Genomic DNA, 14,979 nt, shown 5'->3' with positions numbered 1-14,979 from the left:
GCCCGCCTGACCGGACTGCCGCCCGCCGCCAGGGCGGCGGACAGCGGGACGGCGGTCGTCGAGCAGATCATCGGCATCGCCGACGGCGACGGGGCGGCGGCCCCCACCCGCTGGCTGCGCGTGTCCAGCCACCCGGTTCCGGGCGCCGACGGGCGGCCCGAGGCCGTGGTGTCCAGCGTCACCGACATCTCGGCCATCAAGTCGATGGAACGCGACCTGAACGTGGCGCTGGACGCCAAGGAGCGCTTCATGGCGGCGGCCAGCCACGACCTGCGCCAGCCGGCCCAGGCCCTGACCCTGCTGTCCGGCCTGCTGCTGAAGGAGCCGATCCCGGAGGAGGCGCGGCGCATCGCCGTCCAATTGCGGGACACCGCCGCCTCGCTGGGCGGGCTGCTCGACTGCCTGCTGGACATTTCCAAGCTGGAGGCCGGGCTCGTCACCCCCCACGCCGCCCCGGTGGAGGTGGGAGCGATCATGGAGCGTCTCCACGGGGAGTTCCAGGCGGTCGCCGCCTCATCCGGTCTGACGCTGCGCACGGTGCCGGCCCGGCTGAGCGCGAACACCGACGGCGGGCTGCTGGAGCGGGTGCTGCGCAACCTGCTGACCAACGCGATCCGCTACACGCCGCTGGGCCGGGTCCTGTTCGGCGCGCGGCGGCGCGGCGGCGCCCTGCGGTTCGAGGTGTGGGACACCGGCATCGGCATTCCCGAAAACCAGCTCGACCGCATTTTCCAGGACTTCTACCAGATCGGCAACGCCGCCCGCGACCGGTGGGAGGGGCTGGGCATGGGGCTCAGCATCGCGCGGCGCCTCGTCCACATGCTGGGCGGCACGATCGAGGTGACCTCGGTGCCGGGCAAGGGGTCCTGTTTCGCCGTCACCCTGCCGCCGGGCGCCGTCCTGGAGCAGCGGCACTGCGGCGGTGCGCCGGACGGCGACTCCTCTTCGGGAAATCGCGAGCCGGACGGCGACGCCACCGTCCTGCTGGTCGAGGACGACGCGGTGATCCGCATGGCGCTGGGCCTGATGCTGGACGGCTGGGGTTACCGCGTGACCGAGGCCGGTTCGGTGGCGGAGGCGCTGGAGCTTGTGGACGGCACGCTGGTGCCCGACCTCGTGCTGACCGATTACCGCCTGCCGGACGGCGACACCGGCCTGATGCTGATGGACACGCTGCGCCGCCGCTTCGGCCCCGACCTGCCGGGGGTGCTGCTGACGGGCGACACCTCCTCCGACCGGCTGCGCGAGGCCGCCGGCGCGCAATGCGCCCTGTTGCACAAGCCCATCCAGCCCGACGACCTGCGCCGCACCGTGCGCACCAGCCTGGACCAGCGCGACCAGGAGGGGGAAGCGATGTAGCGGCACCCTTGCCCCACCCCGGTCCTTCCCCGCTTTCGCAGGGGAGGGAGATGTTCGCGAAGCGGCGGCATTCCCCTCGGTCAGGGAGGGGGCAAGGCCAGCGCCTACGGACGCTCCAGATCGGCCTGGGTGGCGCGCTTCAGGTGGGTCAGCCGGTCCTCCGCCTCGTCGCGGGCGTAGGGGCCTTCCACGTCCATCCCGAAACTGACGTAGAAGCCGTCGGCCTGGGCGATGTGCGTGCCGACGGGCAGATATTCGTCCGTTGCCTCATCGTTGCCGACGATCGCGCCGTTCCGGATTTCCACGATGTGCGCCATGACACGCGCCCCCCGCCGCCGTTGGTGAGTACCAAAGGGGTTCAACGGCGGCGGTCCCATCCGGGTTCCTTGCGCCGAATCCGGCCGAAGGGCGGCTGGGAGTCCTTGCGCCGGGCGTCCCGGAGACTATGGTACGCCCCACCGTTCATTCCGGCCCGAACCGAGACCATGACCGACGCCTCCAACGACCACGCCGTCTTCACCCACCGCGAAATCATGCGGGTGTTCAGCGGCGTGGCGCTCGCCATGCTGATGGCGGCGATGGACCAGACCATCGTCGCGACGGCCCTGCCGACCATGGCCCACGATCTGGGAAGCCTGGAAGACCTGCCCTGGGTGGTCACCGCCTATCTGCTGGCCTCCACCTCCACCACGCCGATCTACGGCAAGCTGAGCGACCTCTACGGGCGCAAGCGGGTGCTCCAGGTGGCGATCTTCCTGTTCCTGATCGGGTCGGTGCTGTGCGCGCTGGCACAGAGCATGGGGCAGCTCATCCTGTTCCGCGGCATCCAGGGGCTGGGCGGCGGCGGCCTGATGGCGCTGGCCTTCACCATCATCGGCGACGTGGTGGCCCCGCGGGAGCGCGGGCGGTACCAGGGCTACATCGGCGGCGTCTTCGCCCTGTCCAGCGTCGCCGGGCCGCTGCTCGGCGGCGTCTTCACGGAAACGCTGAGCTGGCATTGGATCTTCCTCATCAACCTGCCGCTCGGCGCGGCGGCGCTGGTGATGACGGGCCGGGCGCTGGACCGACTGCCCGCCGGGCGGGCGCAGCCGACCATCGACTATCTGGGGGCCGCGCTGCTGATGGGCACGGTGACGTCCCTGCTGTTCGTGGTCTCGCGCGCCGGGGTCGCCCTGCCCTGGAGTTCCCCCACGATCCTCGGCCTGTGCGCGCTGGGCCTCGGGATGCTGGCCGTCTTCCTGTGGCACGAGCGGCGGGTGAAGGAGCCGATCCTGCCGCTGCACCTGTTCCGGGAGCCGGTGGTGGCGGTCGCCAACCCGGTGGTGGCCGTGTCGGCCATGGTGCTGTTCGCCGGCATCGTCTATCTGCCCCTGCGCTCGCAGCTCGTCGCCGGAACCAGCGCCACGACCTCCGGCTTCCTGCTGCTGCCGATGGTGCTGGGCATGGTGCTGGGCGCCGGGGGCGGCGGGCGGCTGATCTCCAGATCCGGGCGCTACAAGGTCTTCCCGCTCGCCGGGCTGGCGCTGGCCGCGGTGATGTATCTGGCGCTCGGCCTGTCGCCCGCGGTGTCGGAAAGCGGGCTGTGGTCCACGCTGATCCTGGTCCCGCTGGGCATCGGGCTGGGTCTTGTCATGCCGGTGATGACGGTCGCCGTTCAGAACGCTGTGGAGCGGCGCGACCTCGGCGCCGCGACGGCCTCGGTCGGCTTCTTCCGCTCGCTCGGCGGATCGGTGGGGGTGGCGGTGTTCGGCGCGGTCTTCGCCGCCGACGTGGAGGCCCGGCTGAACGCCGCCGGCCTGCCCGGCATCAGCGGGCGCGAGGTGATGGAGCACGGCCCGTCCGCCCTGTCCAGCCTGCCCCCCGCCGCCCGCGCCACCGCGCAATCGGTGTTCGAGCACGGCTTCTCCACCCTGTTCCTTCTGGCCGCCGGGCTGGCGGTGGTGTCCTTCCTGCTGACCCTGTTCCTGAAGGAGCTTCCCCTGCGCTCCGCCGCCGACGCCGCCAAGGCCGGGGCGGAGGTGGTCTGATCCCCTGCCCTACGCCTTGTCCTCGCTGGGGAAGTGCCGCCCTTCCCCCAGCTTGTCCTCGATGTAGAGCATGTTGACGAGCACCAGCAGGACGACCGCGAAGGGCGTGGCCAGGAACATGCCCATCAGCCCGAACAGCACGCCCCCCGCCGCGATGGCCGCGATGGTGACGACGGGGGGCAGGTCCACCACCTTCTTCTGCATCAGCGGCATGACCACGTTGCCCTCCACCTGCTGGATCGCCAGATAGAGCAGCACCACCCACAGCGCGTCCTGCGGCGACTGGGCGAAGGCGATGAGGATCGCCGGAACGGCGGCCAGGAACGGACCGATCAGCGGGATGAACTCCAGAAGCGCCGCCAGCAGACCCAGCGCCGGGGCGCTGGGGATGCCCAGAACCAGAAGGCCCGTGGTGGTCAGAACGCCGACGATGGCCATGGCCGAAAGCTGCCCGATCAGCCACTTCCACAGCGACTCCCCCATCACGTCCAGCACCTCCTGCGCGCGGGCGTGGCCGCGCGGCGGCACCAGAAGGACGACGCCGCGCCGGTAGATCCCGGGCGAGGCCGCCAGATAGATGGCCGTGAACACCACCACCAGATCGCCCAGGAAGAACAGCACGCTGGACGCCACGCTGCGCAGCCGGTTCATCCAGGAGGAGGCGTCCTGCCCCTGCCGCATGATCTGGTCGCGCAGCGTCTCGGGAAGCTGTTGCACGGCGCCGCCGATCTGCTGCGAGAGCTGATCGAACTGGCCGACCACCGACTGGCCCATCAGGAACCCGCCGCCGACCAGGAGCACCAGCAGCAGCGCCAGAACGACGCCCAGCGCCCAGCCCTGCGGAAGCCCGGTGAAGCGCCGCACCAGACCGGCCATGCGCTGGAACAGGATCGCCAGAAGCACGCCGGCGAAGACCAGCAGCAGCGCGTCCGCCACCTGCCAGACCAGGAACAGCGTGCCCAGAACGCCCGCGGCGATCAGCACCTTCCAGGTGAACAGCTTCAGTTCGGTCGCGGTGCTCCGCCGGGCGGCTGCCGGCTCACCAGCCTGACCGGGGGCCTGACCGGGGGCCTGACCGGTAGCTTGACTGGGAGCCTGTCTGGTCGCGTCCATCGTTCCTTCCCGCCGCAGCCACCGGCATGCCGGTCCGATGGACAAACGCCGCCCGCAGGAAACTGTTGCACCGCCGCCTCGCTAGCACCTTCGTGCTAATACGCTTATCCGAATGCGCGCCGGCGATTTGCGCCCCATATTCAGTCTGACGCCAAGGAGTCATTCTCGCTGATGTCACCTTAAAAGCCCGCCGGAAACGGCGGGCTCTTTTCCTGTGGCACCGCTTCAACCGGCGTCCTGCGGGAAGAGGATGGCGATCCGCAGGCCGGGCGCGTTGTCCTCCAGCCGCAGCGACGCGCCGTGCAGCCGGGCCACCGCGTCCACGAGGCTGAGCCCCAGCCCGTTCCCCGGCGAGGCCCGCGCGGCGTCCAGCCGGACGAAGCGCTCCAGCACCTTTTCCCGCATCTCCGGCGGAATGCCGGGTCCGTCGTCCGCCACGGTGACGCGGGCGGCCTGCCCCGGCCCCTCGCCCTCCAGCAGCAGCGCGATGCGCCCGCCCTCGGGCGTGTATTTGATGGCGTTGTCCAGCAGGTTCGACACCGCCTGGGCGAGCAGCTGCTCGTTCCCGCGCACGGTCGGCTCCGCCCGGATGTCGGTGGTGAGGATCAGGCCCTTCTCCTCCGCCACCGGCTCATAGAGGTCGGCGGCCAGCCGCACCACCTCGGCCAGCCGCACCGGCTCCAGCGCCTTGCGGTTGGCGCCGGACTCGGCCTCGGCGATGGACAGCAGCGCCGTGAAGGTGGCGAGCAGCCGGTCGGCCTCCAGGATCGTGTCCTGAAGCACCGCGCGGTAGACCTCCGGGTCGTCGGTGTCGCGGATCAGGGCCAGCTCGACGCGGGCGCGCAGGCGCGACAGCGGGGTGCGCAGGTCGTGCGCCACGCTTTCGGTCACCTGCCGCATGCCGGTCATCAACCGCTCGATCTGGTCCAGCATGGCGTTCAGGTTGCCGGCCAGCCGGTCGATCTCGTCCCCGCCGCCGCCCCGCGGGACGCGGCCCGTCAGGTCGCCGGCCATGATGCGGTGGGTGGTGCGGTTGATCGCCTCGATCCGGCGCATGGCGCCGCGCGCCAGCAGCAGCCCGCCGCCCAGCCCCAGCACCACCGTCACCAGGAAGACCCAGCGCAGCGACACCGCCATGCGCCCGCGGAGCTGGTCCAGCTCGCTCATGTCGCGGCCCACCAGCAGGCGGAACTGGCCGGGCAGGACGAAGGAGACCGCCATGGCGGTGGAGGGCCGGTTGTTCACCCCGCCATAGTCGGAAATCTTGAAATGGGTCCAGCCGCCCGGCCCCGGCGTGGCGTCGGGCCAGCCCGACAGGTTGCCGGCCAGGATGACGCCGCCCGGCGTGGTCAGCAGGTAGATGGAGTTGGTGTGGCCGACCGCGCTGCGCTCCCGCACCGAATCGACCAGCCCGCGCAGGCCGGCGTTGCGGTACTGGTCCTGGAGCCCGGCAACCTCCAGCGCGATGGTCGCGCCGATCTCCTCCTCCAGGAAGCCCGCGGTGGAGCGGTAGACGATGGCCAGGATCACCCCGACCGAGATGACGAACAGGCCCAGATACAGCAGGGCCAGCCGGAAGGGCGTGGTGCGCAGAAGCCGCAAGGTGGGAACGGCCGCCTTCACGCTCTCCCGCCGATCACCGTCATTGCGGCGCCCGCAGGCTGTAGCCGGCGCCGCGCACCGTGTGGATCAGCGGCGTCGGGAAATCCTTGTCGATCTTCTGGCGCAGGCGGGCGATGTGCACGTCGATGACGTTGGTCTGCGGGTCGAAGTGATAATCCCACACATTCTCCAGCATCATGGTGCGGGTCACCACGCTGCCGGCGTTGCGCATCAGATACTCCAGCAGGGCGAATTCCCGTGGCAGCAGGTCGATGGATTTGCCGGCGCGGCGGACCGTGCGCGACAGCAGGTCCAGCTCCAGGTCGGCGACCGCCAGCCGGGTCTGCGGCTGGGCGGCGCTGCGGCGGCGCACCAGCACCTCGATCCGGGCGAGCAGTTCGGAGAAGGCGAAGGGCTTGGTCAGGTAATCGTCGCCGCCGGCCTTCAACCCCTTCACCCGGTCGTCCACGCTGCCCAGCGCGGAGAGGAACAGCACCGGCGTGTCGTTGCCGGTGGCGCGCAGGATCTCGACCAGCGACAGCCCGTCGCGGCCCGGCAGCATGCGGTCCACGATCATGACGTCGTAATGCTCGGAGCCGGCCAGGAACAGCCCCTCCTTGCCGTCGTTGGCGACGTCCACGACGTGCCCGGCCTCCTTCAGCCCCTTGGCGAGGTAGGAGGCGGCCTGCTGGTCGTCTTCGATGACGAGGACTTTCATGAGCATGAGATTACCGCATCCTTCCGACGGTCCAAAGACGAATGCCCTCGCCTCTCCCGGGAGGCTCTCTTGGCGCCCTCCGGGGCCACAAACAAAACGAAGGGGGAGGATGCCTGCGGAGCGGGGGCTCGCGCCGCGGACATCCTCCACCCCATCACCGGCGACGGGAGAGAAGCACCGGTGTTCTCCTGCGTCACGCCTTGCCGAGCTTCAGCGGGACGAAGCTTTCATTGCCGCCGCGGTTGACCAGCAGCAGAACCGCCTTGCGGCCGTCCTTCTCGGCCTCGTGCAGGCTCCTGGTCACCTCCGCGGGGGAGGTCACGGCGTGGTCGCCGACCTTCACGATCACGTCGCCCGGACGGACGGCCAGATCGCCGGCCTGCGGGGAAACCGAGGTGACCACCACGCCCTTCACCCCCTCGCCCAGGCCGAGCCGGCTGCGGGCGGCGCCGTCCAGCGGGGCCAGCTTCAGCCCCTTGACGGTCTCGACCGCGCTGTCGGCGGCGGGGCCGCCCTCCTCCGCCGCCGCGACGCGCTGCTCGCCGGGCAGCGGCGCGATGTGGGCGGTCAGAGTCGTTTCCTTGCCCTTGCGGACCACGGTCATGTCCACCGAATCGCCGGCCTTGGTGTCGGCCACCCGGCGGGTCAGATCGCGCAGCGTGTTCACCGGCTTGCCGCCATAGGCCAGGATCACGTCGCCCTGGCGGACGCCGGCCTTGGCGGCGGGGCTGTCCGGTGTCACCTCGGCGACCAGGGCGCCCTTGGGCTGGGACAGGCCGACCGACTCGGCGATCTCCGGCGAGATCTCCTGGATCTTCACGCCCAGCCAGCCGCGCGCCACCTGGCCGCTCTCCTTCAACTGGGCAACGACCTGCTTGGCGATGTTGGACGGGATGGCGAAGCCGATGCCGACCGAGCCGCCGTTCGGCGAGTAGATGGCGGTGTTGATGCCGATCACCCGCCCGTCCATGGTGAAGGTCGGGCCGCCGGAGTTGCCGCGGTTGATGGCGGCGTCGAGCTGGAGATAATCGTCGTAGGGGCCGCTGTGGATGTCGCGCCCGCGGGCCGAGATGATGCCGCTGGTCACCGTGCCGCCCAGCCCGAAGGGGTTGCCGACCGCCATGATCCAGTCGCCCACGCGGGCGGCGTCGCTGTCGCCCCACTCCAGCGCGGGCAGCGGCGTGTCGGACTTCACCTTCAGCAGGGCGATGTCGGTCTTGGCGTCGCGCCCGACCAGGGTTGCGGGCAGCTCCGTGCCGTCCTGGAGCGTCACCTTGATCTCGTCGGCGCCGTCGATGACGTGGTTGTTGGTCACCACATGGCCCGCCGTGTCGATGATGAAGCCGGAGCCGAGCGAACCGACCTTGCCGCGCGGCTCCGCCTCCGGACCCTCCTCCTGGCCGAACTGGTCCTGGAACTGGCGGAAGAATTCCTCGAACGGCGATCCCGGCGGGAAGGCGGGCATGCGCGGGTTGCCGCGCTCGGCCTTGGCCTGTTGGGTGGTGGAGACGTTCACGACGGCGGGCGACACCTTGGCCGCCAGATCGGCGAAGCTGGCCGGCGGGGCCTGAGTCAGGACGCTTTCGGCGGCGGTGGCGGCTTGCGGGGCGGCGAAGAGGAACGGACCGGTCAGCACCGTGGTGCCGAGGAGAAGGGCGGCGATGGTGCGCCGCGCCCGGTTCGACCGCGGGGCGCGTCCGGCGTTGGCGGGGATGGGCATCGGTTGCTCTCCGTGACTGGCGTGCGTTGTTCGTTGCCCTATAGGTAGCGGGCGCCGAGTCACGGGCGGCTTGCAGCCGGATTAAAAGTTTTTCAGGGACGAATACAAAATTCCGCGGCGCTTACAGGGCCGATCCTGCCATGCGCAGGCGGATGGTTGCCGCCTGCTGGCGCACACGGTCGAGATGCGGGTTGATGGCCAGAGCCGCGTCGAAGGCGCGCAGCGCCCCCGCCGGCTGGTCGATGGCGAGGTAGACGAGCCCCAGCCCCGCCAGCGCCCCGAAATGCCGCGGCTCCAGCGCCAGAACCTGACGGATGTCGCGCACCGCGGCGTCGTAGTCGCCCAGCATGTATTCGGCGTTGGCCCGCTTGTTCCAGCCCTCGGCGTAGGTCGGGTCGGCGGCGACCACCTGATCGAAGGCGGCCAGCGCGTCGCCGTAGCGGTCGGCGTTCAGATCCCGGACGCCGTTATGCATCAGCACGATCAGGTCGTCGCTGGGATGCTCCAACCAGATGTCCCAGATGCGGTCCTCCACCGCCTCCGCCGCGACCGCATCGCCGGCGGCCTGCAGGTCCTGGAACAATCCGCCGAGTCGCGCGTCCTCCTGCCCGGCCCAGACCCGCGAACCGGGGCCGGAAGCGCCGAGAAGCAGAAGAGCCGCGAAGGCCACGGGCAAGAAGATTCTCTGGGTCATTCCCAAAAACTGGGATGCGTCACCTGTGAGCAACACTGATCCGAACGGCGTATCGCCGCAAGAAGAATCCCTCATCCAGCCGGAGTGGCGCGGTCAAGGTTCCCTCCGGGCAAAGAAAAAGGCCGGCGGATCGCTCCGCCGGCCCCTTTCCTGGGATCGCTGCCTGAGATCAGGCGGCCTTGCTGCGGCCCGCCACGATTTCGTCGGTGACGTTGCGCGGCACCGGCTCGTAGTGGCTGAACTCCATCGAGTAGGACGCGCGGCCCGAGGTCATGCCACGCAGCTGGCCGATGTAGCCGAACATCTCGTTCAGCGGCACATGGGCCTCGACGGCGATGTTGGTGCCACGCTCGAGCTGGCCCAGCACCGTGCCGCGGCGGCGGTTCACGTCGCCGATGACGTCGCCCAGATAATCGTCCGGGGTGACGACCTCGACCTTCATGACCGGCTCCAGCAGGATCGGAGCGGCGAGCTTCAGGGCCTCGCGGAAGCAGGCCTTGGCGGCGATTTCGAACGTCAGGGCGTTCGAGTCGACGTCGTGGTACTTGCCGTCCACCAGGCGGGCGCGGAAGTCGACAGTCGGATAGGAGGCGAGCACGCCCTCTTCCTTCTGCATCTCCAGACCCTTGGCGACCGACGGGACGTATTCGCGCGGCACCGTGCCACCGACCGTCTCGTCCTTGAACACGAAGCCCTCACCGCGCTCCAGCGGCTCGAAGACGATCTTGACTTCGGCGAACTGGCCCGAACCGCCGGTCTGCTTCTTGTGGGTGTAGGTGTACTCGACCGGCTTGGTGATCGTCTCGCGGTAGGCCACCTGGGGCTTGCCCATGTTGCCTTCCACGCCGAACTCCGTGCGCAGACGGTCCAGCGTCACTTCCAGATGCAGCTCGCCCATGCCGCGCAGGATGGTCTGGCCGGTTTCGCGGTCGGTTTCCAGACGCAGCGACGGATCCGCGCGGACCATCTTGCCGAGCGCGATGGAGAACTTCTCCTGCTCGCCCTTGGTCTTCGGCTCGACCGAGACGCTGATGACGGGGTCGGGGAAGCGCATGCGCTCCAGGATCACCGGGGCGGAGGCGTCGCAGAGCGTGTCACCGGTGTCCGTCTCCTGCAGGGAGACGAGCGCGATGATGTCGCCGGCGCGGGCTTCCTCGATCGGGTTGGCCTGGGCGGCGAACATCTCGACCATGCGGCCGATCTTCTCGCGCTTGCCGCGGGTCGAGTTCAGAACCGACATGCCCTTGGTCAGCACGCCCGAATAGACGCGGACGAAGGTCAGCGAGCCGTAGGTGTCGTTGATGACCTTGAAGGCCAGCGCCGCGAAGGGGGCCTCGTCGGAGCTGAGACGCTCGCCGTTCGGGTTGCCGTCCTCGTCCACCGTCTTGATGGCCTCGACGTCGGTCGGGGCCGGCAGCAGATCGACGACCGCGTCCAGAACCTGGCAGACGCCCTTGTTCTTGTACGACGAGCCGCAGAGGACCGGGGTGAAGGTGCTGGTGATGGTGCCCTTGCGCAGGCAGGCGCGCAGCACGTCGGCCGACGGCTCCTCACCCGAGTCCAGGTAGGCTTCCATCGCCGCGTCGTCCATCTCGAGCGCGGTGTCGACCAGCTCGGCGCGCAGGGCCGGGATGCTGGCGACGTTGTCCAGGTCTTCCTTGACGGTCAGGTTGAGCTTCTCAGCCAGATCGTCGGTGATCTCCCAGATCTCCCACTTGGCGTCCTTGTCGTCCGAGAACCAGACGTACGCCTTCATCTCGATCAGATCGACCATGCCGCGGAAATTGTCTTCCGAGCCCAGCGGAACCTGGATGCAGACCGGGCGGGCGTTCAGGCGGCTCTTGATCATGCCGACGCAACGCTGGAAGTTCGCACCCGAACGATCCATCTTGTTGACGTAGCAGATGCGCGGAACGTTGTAGTTGTCCGCGAGGCGCCAGTTGGTCTCGGACTGCGGCTCCACGCCGGCCACGCCGTCGAACACCACGACCGCGCCGTCGAGCACGCGGAGCGAGCGGTTCACCTCGATGGTGAAGTCCACGTGGCCCGGGGTGTCGATGACGTTGATCTTCTTGTTGCGCCAGAAGGCCGAGACGGCAGCCGACTGAATCGTGATGCCGCGCTTCTGCTCCTGCTCCATGTAGTCGGTCGTGGTCGAGGACTTCAGGTCCTTCGTCTCGTGCACGTCGATGATCGTGTGCTTACGACCGGTGTAGTACAGGATGCGCTCGGTGGTCGTCGTCTTGCCGGCATCGACGTGGGCGATGATGCCGATGTTCCGGATGTCAGAAAGAGGCGTTTGGCGCGGCATGTTGCGAATCCATTACTGTAACGCAGCTATCGAAGCGCAACGACGGTCGTCCGCTCCGGCGGCAGAGGTTGGTCGGGGTTTTACGGGTGATCTGTTAAGGCGTGATTAACGTTCTGTAAATCCGGAAGGTCAAGCCTTCCGGATTTTTTCGAAGCACGCGGCCCTCACAGTCTGTGGGCCACGCCGGCAAACCCCAACCGAGGGAGCCGGGTCGCCCCGTTACGCAGCTTATTTGGCCGCCGTCACCTGAATTTCAACGAGATACTCCGGCGCGGCGAGCTTGGCTTCCACCGTGGCGCGGGCGGGCGTGTTGGCCGGGTCGACCCAGGCTTCCCACGCCTTGTTCATCGCGCCGAAGGTGGCGATGTCCGTCAGATAGATGGTGGCGGACAGCAGCTTGCTCTTGTCCGTGCCGCCCTCGGCCAGCAGGGCGTCGATCTGGCCCAGGATCTGGCGGGTCTGCGTCTCCACGTCCGGAGTCGGATCGTCGGCCACCTGGCCGGCCAGGTAGACCGTGTCCTTGTGGATGACCATCTGGCTCATGCGCGGTCCGGAATGGAAGCGCTGGATCGACATGGGTACGGCTCCGGTTACGGGGTCTTGAACGCGCGTACGTCTATGCGATTCACGCCCAGGGGCCTAGCAAAAAATGAGGCGCCACCGCTCAAAGCTGCCCCGCGCCCGCGCATCACCGCAAAGAAGGCGTATTTCCTTCCACCGCGGCCACGAAAGCGGCAGCCGGCACGGCGATGTTGCGGGGGTCCGGCCCGGCGACCGCGGCCACCGCGATGCCGGCCACCGCCCAGCCCTCCCCCGTTCCGCCATTGCCGCCGCCGGACATGCGCACCAGCAGCGCCGCCCCGCTGACCCCGCGCGTTCCGTCGCAGTCGTGGATTAGCAACGGCCCGCGGTCCGTGGCGTTGATGCCGCGCGCCGCGCATCCGGTGTCGGCGGTGACGATGTGCGCCTTGTCCTGGCTGTAGCCGCCCAGCATCAGCGGCGTGCCCGGTTCCGGCGGGACTCGGGCGAGCGGCAGCGGCGCCGCCCCGTCCGGCGCGTCGCCGTCCAGCGTCAGCACCGCCCAGTCGCCGACGAGCCCGCCCAGCCGGCGTTCCCGGTCATAGGGGCCGCCGGTCTCCAGCGCGGCGACGGCGCGGTGTTCGCGGTACTCCCCGCGGTCGTAGCCGAACAGGACGTGCAGCGAGGAGGCCGGCAGGAAGCGCTGCACCCGGTTCAGCAGGCAATGGGCCGCGGTCACCACCCGGCGCGGCGCCACCAGCACGCCGGTGCAGCGGGCGCCCAGATTGCTCTGCACCCTCACCAGACTGGTCCAGGGCGCGCGGGTGGCGTCCACCACCACGCGCCGGTCCGTCGCCCCGATCCCCGGCAGCAGCGGGTTCTGCGCCGCCGCGGGAAGCGCGGCCAGGAGCAGCGGCAGCGCAACAGGGACTCCGCGCAGCAGGGCCCTTGCTCGTTCTTGATACGTTTTCATTTTCGTCTTACCATGGCGGCCATGGCCACGCTCATCATCACGGAAAAGTCCAGTCAGGCAAAGGACCTGCGCGCCGCGCTAGGGGAGCGCTACGGGCGCATCCTGCCGGCCGAGGGGCATCTGCTGCGGCTGGCCGAACCGGACGAGGTGAACCCGGACTGGAAACGCTGGTCGCCCACCCTGCTGAAGCCGGACGGACTTTACCCGACGCGGCCCGACAGCGGCGGTAACAAAACGGCGAAGCTGGCGGCGATAAAGGCGGCGCTGAAGGGCTGCGATCAGGTCATCCTCGCCACCGACTGCGACCGCGAGGGGCAGTTGATCGGGCAGGAGATCCTGGAGCATCTGGGCTTCCGCGGGCGGGTGCAGCGCGCCCTGTTCACCGCCCAGGACCCCAAGACCATCCGCGACGCCTTCGCGAAGCTGAAGCCGAACACGGAGCTTCGCCCGCTCTACGAGGCGGCGGTGGCCCGCCAGCAGGCCGACCAGATCTTCAACCTGTCGCTGACCCGCACGGCCACCAAGACGCTGCTGGCGCCGGGGACGCGCGGCGTGATCGGCATCGGGCGGGTGAAGACCCCGACCCTGTCCATCGTCTGCCTGCGCGAGCTGGAGATCCGCAACTTCAAGCCGGAGGATTACTTCGAGGTCGTGGCGACGGCCACCGCCGCGGGCGGCTCCTTCCTGATGCGCCACGCCCCGCCGCCGAAGGATCGCATCAAGGACCGCGCCCGCGCCGAGGCCATCGCCCGCGCCGCGGACGGCCATGGCGGCCCGCTGTCGGTGACGGTGGAGGACCGGCGGCAGGCCCCGCCGAAGCTCTACGACCTGCCCTCGCTCCAGAAGACCTGCGGCCAGCGCTGGGGCTGGACCGCCGATCGCACGCTGGAGGTCGCGCAGGAGCTTTACGACGGCGAGGGCAAGAAGCTCATCACCTACCCGCGCGCCGAGGCGCGTTACCTGTCGGAGAACCAGATCGCCGACGTGCCGGCCATCGCCGGGGCGCTGACCCGGCTGCGCGGCTTCGCCCATCTGGACGTCGCCCGCCCGGTGATCCGCCGGGGCAAGTCCGGCCATTTCTGCGACAAGGCGCTGGAGGGTGTGTCGCACCACGCCATCGTGCCCAACGTCAACGTTCTGGACGACCTGGAAAGCCGGCTGAACCGCTTGACCGACGACGAGAAGCGGCTCTACGCGCTGATCTGCCGTTCCTACCTCGCCGCCGTGATGCCGGATTACGAGTACCGGCAGACCACCGTGCTGATGGACGTTCCGGTGGAGGGCAAGCCGGTGGCCTTCCGGGCGGTCGGGCGCATCCCCCTGAAGCTCGGCTGGAAGGCGGCCTTCGGCTCCGCCGAGACGGACGGCAAGCCGGAGGAGAAGGAGGAGGAGCAGACCCTCCCCCCGCTGAGCGACGGCGAGCCGGCGCGCCTGTCCGATCCGAAGGTCGAGGCCAAGCGGACCCAGGCGCCGCCGCGCTACAACGAAGGCACGCTGGTGGACGCCATGCAGAACGCCTGGCGCTTCGTCGAGGACCCGGCGCTGCGCGACCGGCTGAAGGAGGCCAAGGGCATCGGCACCCCGGCCACCCGCGCCGAGATCATCAAGGGCCTGCGGCGGCAGAACCTGCTGGGTGCGGACGGCAAGTGGCTGGTGCCGACCCCCGCCGGGCTGCAACTGTTCGAGACGCTGCGCGGCGCCGCCCCCACCCTGGTCGATCCCGGCACCACAGCCCTGTGGGAGATGCGGCTGGACGAGGTGGTCACCGGGCGCGCCGACTTCCGCAGCGTCATCGACGGCATCGCCGGCGAGGCCGGGCGGCTGATCGGGGTGCTGGTCGGCAACCGGGGGCCGGCGGTGGATCTCGGCGTCCGCGGCGGCCCGGTCCGTGCCGGGCAAGGAGCCGGGCGGCGGCGCTCCACCACCCCGCGGACTGCCGGGGC

12 protein-coding genes are annotated in these 14,979 nt (G+C 69.6%); 3 read left to right on the top strand and 9 right to left on the bottom strand.

What is annotated here, in order from left to right; all coding sequences use genetic code 11:
- On the top strand, nt 1–1,359 hold a 1,359-nt coding region (locus tag QSG27_RS22190; protein ID WP_306709961.1), incomplete at its 5' end, for a hybrid sensor histidine kinase/response regulator.
- Nucleotides 1,360–1,463: 104 nt separating this feature from the next.
- Here QSG27_RS22190 and QSG27_RS22185 read toward each other — a convergent pair.
- Nucleotides 1,464–1,676, bottom strand: a complete 213-nt coding sequence (locus QSG27_RS22185; protein ID WP_306709959.1) for a hypothetical protein — start codon at nt 1,674–1,676, stop codon at nt 1,464–1,466.
- 168 nt (nt 1,677–1,844) lie between these two features.
- On the opposite strand from QSG27_RS22185, the gene QSG27_RS22180 reads away from it, so the two are divergent.
- The gene (locus QSG27_RS22180; RefSeq protein WP_306709957.1) at nt 1,845–3,386 is read left to right on the top strand and encodes an MDR family MFS transporter; all 1,542 of its coding nucleotides are present in this window, start codon (nt 1,845–1,847) and stop codon (nt 3,384–3,386) included.
- Nucleotides 3,387–3,395: 9 nt separating this feature from the next.
- On the opposite strand, the gene QSG27_RS22175 is transcribed toward QSG27_RS22180, so the two are convergent.
- From QSG27_RS22175 to QSG27_RS22140, 8 genes are all read right to left on the bottom strand, one after another.
- On the bottom strand, nt 3,396–4,499 hold the full coding sequence (locus QSG27_RS22175) for an AI-2E family transporter (RefSeq protein WP_306709955.1): 1,104 nt from the start codon (nt 4,497–4,499) through the stop codon (nt 3,396–3,398).
- A gap of 225 nt (nt 4,500–4,724) precedes the next feature.
- A complete protein-coding gene (locus tag QSG27_RS22170; protein WP_306709954.1) occupies nt 4,725–6,122 on the bottom strand; it encodes a HAMP domain-containing sensor histidine kinase in 1,398 nt (465 codons plus the stop codon).
- Between the two features lie 19 nt (nt 6,123–6,141).
- On the bottom strand, nt 6,142–6,819 hold the full coding sequence (locus QSG27_RS22165) for a winged helix-turn-helix domain-containing protein (protein ID WP_306709965.1): 678 nt from the start codon (nt 6,817–6,819) through the stop codon (nt 6,142–6,144).
- Between the two features lie 193 nt (nt 6,820–7,012).
- On the bottom strand, nt 7,013–8,539 hold the full coding sequence (locus QSG27_RS22160) for a DegQ family serine endoprotease (RefSeq protein ID WP_306709951.1): 1,527 nt from the start codon (nt 8,537–8,539) through the stop codon (nt 7,013–7,015).
- Nucleotides 8,540–8,660: 121 nt separating this feature from the next.
- Nucleotides 8,661–9,209: a tetratricopeptide repeat protein gene (locus QSG27_RS22155; RefSeq protein ID WP_306709963.1), complete on the bottom strand. Its 549-nt coding sequence runs from the start codon at nt 9,207–9,209 to the stop codon at nt 8,661–8,663.
- A 193-nt stretch (nt 9,210–9,402) separates the two neighbouring features.
- Entirely contained in the window at nt 9,403–11,544 is a 2,142-nt protein-coding gene (fusA, locus tag QSG27_RS22150; RefSeq protein ID WP_306709949.1) for an elongation factor G, read from the bottom strand.
- A gap of 228 nt (nt 11,545–11,772) precedes the next feature.
- A complete protein-coding gene (locus QSG27_RS22145) occupies nt 11,773–12,120 on the bottom strand; it encodes a RidA family protein (RefSeq protein WP_149467585.1) in 348 nt (115 codons plus the stop codon).
- Between the two features lie 112 nt (nt 12,121–12,232).
- A complete protein-coding gene (locus QSG27_RS22140; protein ID WP_306709945.1) occupies nt 12,233–13,036 on the bottom strand; it encodes a trypsin-like serine peptidase in 804 nt (267 codons plus the stop codon).
- Nucleotides 13,037–13,057: 21 nt separating this feature from the next.
- Here QSG27_RS22140 and QSG27_RS22135 point away from each other — a divergent pair.
- Nucleotides 13,058–14,979 (top strand): DNA topoisomerase (locus QSG27_RS22135; RefSeq protein ID WP_306709943.1); only part of this gene is annotated, 1,922 nt, incomplete at its 3' end.

This window comes from Azospirillum isscasi (assembly GCF_030849505.1).
Taxonomy (GTDB): Bacteria; Pseudomonadota; Alphaproteobacteria; order Azospirillales; family Azospirillaceae; genus Azospirillum; species Azospirillum isscasi.
The sequence above is the reverse complement of the archived record's forward strand: the minus strand, read 5'-3'. Positions and strand labels throughout refer to the sequence as shown.

Bases quoted from the DNA above. Each gene is read 5' to 3' on its own strand.
- QSG27_RS22185 (WP_306709959.1), bottom strand. From the start codon at position 1,676: ATGGCGCACATCGTGGAAATCCGGAACGGCGCGATCGTCGGCAACGAT.
- QSG27_RS22180 (WP_306709957.1), top strand. From the start codon at position 1,845: ATGACCGACGCCTCCAACGACCACGCCGTCTTCACCCACCGCGAAATC.
- QSG27_RS22175 (WP_306709955.1), bottom strand. From the start codon at position 4,499: ATGGACGCGACCAGACAGGCTCCCAGTCAAGCTACCGGTCAGGCCCCC.
- QSG27_RS22165 (WP_306709965.1), bottom strand. From the start codon at position 6,819: ATGAAAGTCCTCGTCATCGAAGACGACCAGCAGGCCGCCTCCTACCTC.
- QSG27_RS22160 (WP_306709951.1), bottom strand. From the start codon at position 8,539: ATGCCCATCCCCGCCAACGCCGGACGCGCCCCGCGGTCGAACCGGGCG.
- fusA (WP_306709949.1), bottom strand. From the start codon at position 11,544: ATGCCGCGCCAAACGCCTCTTTCTGACATCCGGAACATCGGCATCATC.
- QSG27_RS22145 (WP_149467585.1), bottom strand. From the start codon at position 12,120: ATGTCGATCCAGCGCTTCCATTCCGGACCGCGCATGAGCCAGATGGTC.
- QSG27_RS22140 (WP_306709945.1), bottom strand. From the start codon at position 13,036: ATGAAAACGTATCAAGAACGAGCAAGGGCCCTGCTGCGCGGAGTCCCT.